This is a genomic window from Pedobacter agri PB92, assembly GCF_000258495.1.
GTDB classification, from domain to species: domain Bacteria; phylum Bacteroidota; class Bacteroidia; order Sphingobacteriales; family Sphingobacteriaceae; genus Pedobacter; species Pedobacter agri.
In genome coordinates this window covers 1-6236 of the sequence record NZ_AJLG01000233.1, presented here as the reverse complement: position 1 = coordinate 6236, position 6236 = coordinate 1, and the positions used below count along the sequence as shown (strand labels likewise).

5 protein-coding genes are annotated in these 6236 nt (G+C 36.5%); all 5 read right to left on the bottom strand.

Annotated features, from left to right (window positions below; translation table 11 throughout):
• Positions 1 to 481, bottom strand: a 481-nt coding sequence (locus tag ON09_RS21775) for a RagB/SusD family nutrient uptake outer membrane protein (protein WP_010603192.1), incomplete at its 3' end; no start/stop codon positions are given.
• Between the two features lie 35 nt (positions 482 to 516).
• The gene (locus ON09_RS21770) at positions 517 to 3492 is read right to left on the bottom strand and encodes a SusC/RagA family TonB-linked outer membrane protein (RefSeq protein WP_029204552.1); all 2976 of its coding nucleotides are present in this window, start codon (positions 3490 to 3492) and stop codon (positions 517 to 519) included.
• A gap of 244 nt (positions 3493 to 3736) precedes the next feature.
• Positions 3737 to 4441 carry a hypothetical protein gene (locus ON09_RS21765; RefSeq protein ID WP_010603190.1) on the bottom strand — a complete coding sequence of 235 codons (705 nt, stop codon included), beginning with the start codon at positions 4439 to 4441 and terminating at the stop codon, positions 3737 to 3739.
• A 94-nt stretch (positions 4442 to 4535) separates the two neighbouring features.
• On the bottom strand, positions 4536 to 5390 hold the full coding sequence (locus ON09_RS21760; protein WP_157259051.1) for a DUF1735 domain-containing protein: 855 nt from the start codon (positions 5388 to 5390) through the stop codon (positions 4536 to 4538).
• A gap of 91 nt (positions 5391 to 5481) precedes the next feature.
• A partial coding sequence (locus ON09_RS21755; RefSeq protein WP_010603188.1) for a SusD/RagB family nutrient-binding outer membrane lipoprotein occupies positions 5482 to 6236 on the bottom strand: 755 nt, incomplete at its 5' end.

Below are 6236 nucleotides of genomic sequence, written 5' to 3'. Positions count from 1 at the left end.
ACGTACACACTGCAAATCTTTTTACTAATTCATGAAAGTAGTACGCTCTAGCCATTCTAGCATCAGCTTTATAAGTATTTAAACTATCAGTTTGTGCACCAGCAGAAGCCTGTATTTGCTCGTAACCTTTAATAACTACATTAATATTTGATAATCCTGAATAATATCCCTGATAAATGCCAGCGAAATCATCATTATTTAAAAAACTCCCCCAACGATGAGGTGCTCCATTTCTGTTTCCAAAATCTATTGAAGCATTTAATTGATCGCCTTGTACCTCTTGTAAAACATTGTAGCTACCATACACGCGGCCTCTTAGCGCAGCATATATTCCTGAATTCCAATATTTAGCATCGAGAACGGTATTAAAACCGGTAGATATATCCACTTGATCATATGGCTTTAGATCCAGTTTTTTACAAGAAGTAATCGCTGTTAAAGTCATTGCTGCCCCGACTAATCCCAAAATTATATTTTTCATAACTTTATTATATTTTAAAGTATATCTCTTATTTATTAAAATGTCAATTGCATACCGAAACCAACTTGTCTAGTATTAGGGTTAACGCCTAAGGTTAGGTTAGAATCTACCTCTGGATCTGGACCAGTGTACTTAGTAAATGTTAAAAGATTTCTTGATACAAAGAAAATCTTTGCACCCTTAACTACTTTGGTGTGACTCAATATTGACTGAGGTAAGTTATATGCCAATTGAACGTTCTTTAATCTCAAAAACGAAGCATCTTCAATTAATCTGCTGTCAAATTGAGTAAATTGTTGAGTAAGGTTAGGGAACGTAGCATTCTGCCCTGGAGTTTTCCAATAATCTAAAACAGTTATTGCTTGGTTAAAGCCTGAAAATGTTGTAGGGTTTTCAAAGAAATACCTATCGTTATTGATTAAGTATTTACCTTGTGAGAAAGTGAAATCTACACTTAATGAAAGTCCTTCATACCCAGCATTAAAACCAAATCCACCATTTAACCATGGGTAGCGTTCGATACCAGTGTTTTGCTGTAAATTAGCTGCAGAAAAAGTACTTGTAACGGCATTAGGATCAGTTCTTGTATTTATACTTCCATCTCCTGCGTTTGGAATGTACCATTGAGGCAATCCATTTGCCGGATTAACACCTGCCCAAATTGGGTAAACGAATGATACTGGTTGTCCAATTGCCCAAAGTACACCAGTTCCAGAATTTACGAAGTAATTTTTTCCCTGAAAAAGTTCAGTGATCTTATTTTTGTTAAAGTTGGCATTAATGTATGGAGTAATAAATGCTTTATGCTCGTCATTAGTCCAGACATCAAAATTTAAGCTTACATCCAGACCTTTATTTTCTAATGCACCCACATTTGTTCTAACTAATGAGTAGCCCGTAGTAAATACTTGAGGTACATTAAATAGTTGTCTGCTTGTTTCACGGAAATAGAGCTCTACATCTAATCTAATACGTTTTATAAATTCTGCTCTAAAGCCAAAAGATGTTTTTTGCTGTTTTTCCCAACCTAGATCAGGATTCCCAGCTGTACTTTGCAAAACAGTAGACAAACCATTATAATTGGTTCCACCAGCGGCAGTAGCTAAATTGTCGTAATTACCGATAGCTGAATTACCGCTTGTTCCTGTACTTGCTCTTACTGTCAAGTCATTTAACCATTCAACATCCTTTAAAAAACTTTCTTCCTTAGCTTTCCACATTCCACCAATTGACCAGAATATAGCACTTTTATTATTCACGCCAAAACGAGAAGATTTATCTTCACGAATCGAGCCGTCGATATAATATCTGTTATTATAGTTATATTCTAAACGTCCAAATAGCGATTTAAATGAATATTCTGTTTTGAATGAGCTTACTCCTCTATTGGTTGCATTACCATTTTGTAGAATAAATAAATTATCGTTCGGCAAACCAACTGTGCTACCCCCAAATTCTTGAGTAGTACCATCTACATATTCCTGACCAACTAAAGCTGTAAAATTGTTTTTACTTAAAGAAAATTTATATTCTAATGTATTTGTAACAGTTTTATTGATCCTTCTTGAATAATACTCAGAAAGTGTACCTGCTCCCGGAAATGCTGCATAAGATGGTAATCTAGCATCGGTAGTTCTATCAATAAATCCATCTATACCAGCTTGAGATTTAAATGTTAAATTCTTAAGAGGAGAAATCTCTACAAAACCACTAGGAGTAAAAGTTAAACGATTTCGGTTATACGGTGTATTGTCAGCAAGATATCTGGGACTATACCTACCCCAACCTGGAATTTGCGTACCGTAGTACTCATTACCATTAGCATCATAAGGTGAGAACCAAGGTTGAGCTAACAGTGCCAAAGGTCCATTTGTATCATTACCAGCTAAAGGATTGGTTTGTGTATCCGAACTACCACCAGCAAGGTTTAAACCAATTTTCATATAATCATTTAGTGTAGTAGTTAGGTTTGACCTTAAGGTATAGCGATCGAAATTAGAGCGAAACCTGTTACCTTCACTATCGAAGAAACTTCCTGAGATATAGTACGATGTTTTACCACCGCCTCCAGAAACTGTTATATCTGTTTGATAAGTAGGCACATCCTTTTTAAAATAATAGTCATACCATTTAGTATCATTAGGATACTGGGCCAACAACGTTGCAGTTTGAGCTGCAGTTCTTAATCCTTGTTCAATTTGCAATTGGCTTAATTGAGCTGTATTAAGAAAGTTTCTGTAAAATTTATCGCTTGCAGGATTTGCCACCGAATATTGCCCCTGAACGGTGATGGTTGCGTCTTGCCCTATCTTACCTCTTTTGGTTGTAACATATATTACACCATTTGCAGCACGGGCACCATATATTGATGTAGCTGATGCATCTTTCAGAACTGATATATTTTCTATATCGTTAGGATTTGTATTTAAGATAGTCGATTCATCCACTTGAATACCATCTAACAAAAACAATGGAGCGTTACTAGCACCTAAAGACCCTACGCCATGTAATCTAATTGATGAAGTTGCTGATGGCTCTCCAGACGAAGTGAATACCTGCAAGCCTGAGACCTTACCTTGCATAGCATCGAAAGCATTTGCAATAGGCTTGCTCTCTACAGTTCTGGCACCTACTATAGCTACAGTCCCTACCGTAGACGAAACTCGCCTCGCTGATCCGTAACCACTTACGACAACTTCGTCAAGTATTCTTGAATCATTTGCAAGAGAAACATTTAGGGATGTAACATTCGCAGATACAGATTTATTTATTTTTAAGTAGCCAACGGAAGAGAATTCTAGTTCGACAGTACCAGCTGGTACACTTAAAGTATAACGACCGTTAACATCACTGGTCGTACCACCAGTAGCATTTTTTACTCGGATACTGGTACCAGGAAGCGGTAAGCCATCCTCTTTGGCAGTAACTGTTCCTGTAATTGTTCGGTTTTGTGCCCATGCAGATCCAGCAAGAAGCATTAACACGAACAAACTTTGTAGAAGTTTTTTCATGAAATTTAAGTTAGTGAATGATTGATTTAAGTTTCTAAGATAGAATAAACGCATGCTTATTTCGCCGGCAATGACTCAGAAATTCAGCATAATTAGGAGTATATTTGAATTTTGACATTTTTATTACAATCTTATTAAAACAAAATTAGCATCACGAATTTTGTTCATTGTATTAATCTAAATTCCTTACAAATAAAAAAAGGAGGTTAATCACTTAACCTCCTTTTTCTAAATAATATTTTATTTAATAAACCCAGATAAACCGCTGTTTGATACCGGGTTTTTCGGTAAAACTAATTCTCGCTTTTACAGAAAAAGTCGCAGCATAATTTACGCCTTTGTAACTCGAAGGAATCCAGTCGATGTCAAAACCTTTTTCAGAAATCACCAGTTTTTTGGTGACTAAAATTCCATCTGCAACATATTGCGCCTGATAGTTCGCACGACCATTTTTATCAATTTTGGTAATCAAATCAGCTTCCAATGTTCCATCAGCATTTTTGTTTTCAGTTTTAACCATGCGCTTAAGCTCAGTACCAAGTAATGAGATGTATTGATCAATAGAGGTAATCGGAACAGGAATACTTGCCTTTTCTTTTATTTCAGGATCCTTTGTATCAATCTCCACTTTGAGCCTGTTAATGCTTGTGGTATCCAGAAACAATAATTTCTTCAAATCATAATTGTAGCGAAGGAATACTTTGCCGTCATCATTAAAAGCGTACCAGTTGCCTGTCCGAACGTTATCTTTGTAAGCGCCTCTCAGAAAAACTTTATCTTCTTCTTTCAAAACAGAATATACGCCTTCAATTTTTTTAGAATCGTTCATCGCGTAAACAACTTTGGATTGGTCGGAAAGGACTGATGTTTTTTGCTCTTGCGCAAACAAAAGTTGATTAAGCAAAAGCGTCCCTATAGTAAGGTAGAATAATCTGGACTTGTTTCTCATATTTTCTAAATTTAGATTAAAATAAATATAATCTTTTTAAACGAAAAAAAGGTTATGATTTTCATCATAACCTTTTTTTTAGAATTTGAAATTATTATCTCTCGTGATTGTATTTAAGCACTAGGCCAGTAACCGCTCTTCTATTTGAAGTAGGATTCCACTCAAAGTTTAGTGTAAGCGTTTTAGCTGCCGGGTCATATCTACTTACCGTAGCAGGAATATTTCTTAGTGTCGCATTACCTAAAGCAGTCATCGTAACCAGATTCGTAGCTGGATCGATCGTTGCTCTAAGGTTATCAATACCAGCAATACCAGATGAACCACCATGCCATGTTAAACCATTGATTTGAACAGTGTTTAAGTTAATTGTTTGTAAAGACACATCAGGGTTTCCAGCTAAGTCACCATTCAAGCCATCATTAACCGTTGGAACACCTGGAGCAGTAAATCTCTGAACGTTTCCAGCCGTTACATTGTAAACCCCATCATAGATGTTTTTTGGCGTAACGTTTAACAAAATCGTTCCGAAGTTTCCACTGATGATCCCTGTAGAAACCGAAGAGATTGTTAATGGAAGCACTTGTAAACCTGTAAAGGCAAAAGTTAAAGGGCGAAGTGCTACATTAAAAGTAGCTTTACTTGTTCCGGCTTTGATCACCACTTCATTGGTGCTCAGAGTATAACTTTCAGCGCCTAGCAAAGTATAATTACTTGAAGTTGCCGTATTATATTCCTGAATTTTTGCTGTATTTCCAGGAGTAATTCTAACCGTAATATCTTGAGGCGCTGTAGCTTCAGGGCCAGAATAACTTACCGTAATTGGTAAAGTTGGAAGAACTGCTGTTGAATAAGAAAATTGATACATTGGTGAAGGCGTACCATTCACAGCGATTTGTGCAGGATTGGCGAATTCAATCACATTGTGCCCTTTAGCAGGGTCCAGGATCATTGTATCATCTTTTAAACAAGATGTTAGCGTGCTAGCAGCTAGTAAAAAAGTCAATGATTTAAAGATATATTTTTTCATAATTTTTATCAAATTAATTTAAGTCCCAAAAAATTCTTGAACCAAATAACGTTACACCAGCAGGAACATTGCCAGGATTATAAGAATATTCTTGTGAAGGATAAAGTATTCTACTGATTAATTTATCTGGACGTGTAGATTGCGATTGTTTAGAAGCAAATGTTAAACGTCCATCTGATGAGCCATCAACTATTTTCGGAAATCCAGTTCTTTTGAATTCATTGAACGCCTCATCACAGTGAATCACATTCATTGCAATATATTTTTGCGTGATAATGGCTTCAATCTGCGCCTGCAAACCTGTTGCAGGGTAGTTCACCAATGGATTATTTGGATTTTCCTGAGTTTGATAAGCAGCAGATTCAGAAAGATAATCCCATCCTGCAATTGCAGCACCAGCTTGATCCTGATAAATATATTTGAAAGAAGCTTTAATACCTTCATCAAATGCTGTTTTCGCACTTCCTGTTAAATAACCTCTTGCAAAGGCTTCCGCCTGTAAAAAGCGACTCTCAGCAGCCAAAAGAATAGGCTGTCCTTGAGCAGGTCCTTTTGCTACACCTATGTAAGGTGTGTTAGCGTCAGTACCTGTAAACCATGAAGTTGAACCAGCCGGTGGAACTACAGTTGAAGGTAAATTTTCCTCACCTAATCTGTTTACTGCCGGACTTGGAAAGCCTCTATAAATAGCGTAACCTCTACCTTGATCAGAAATCTTAGTGCCATTATAAAATGTTAAAATCCAGATCGTTGGAACAGCCTGAGCTT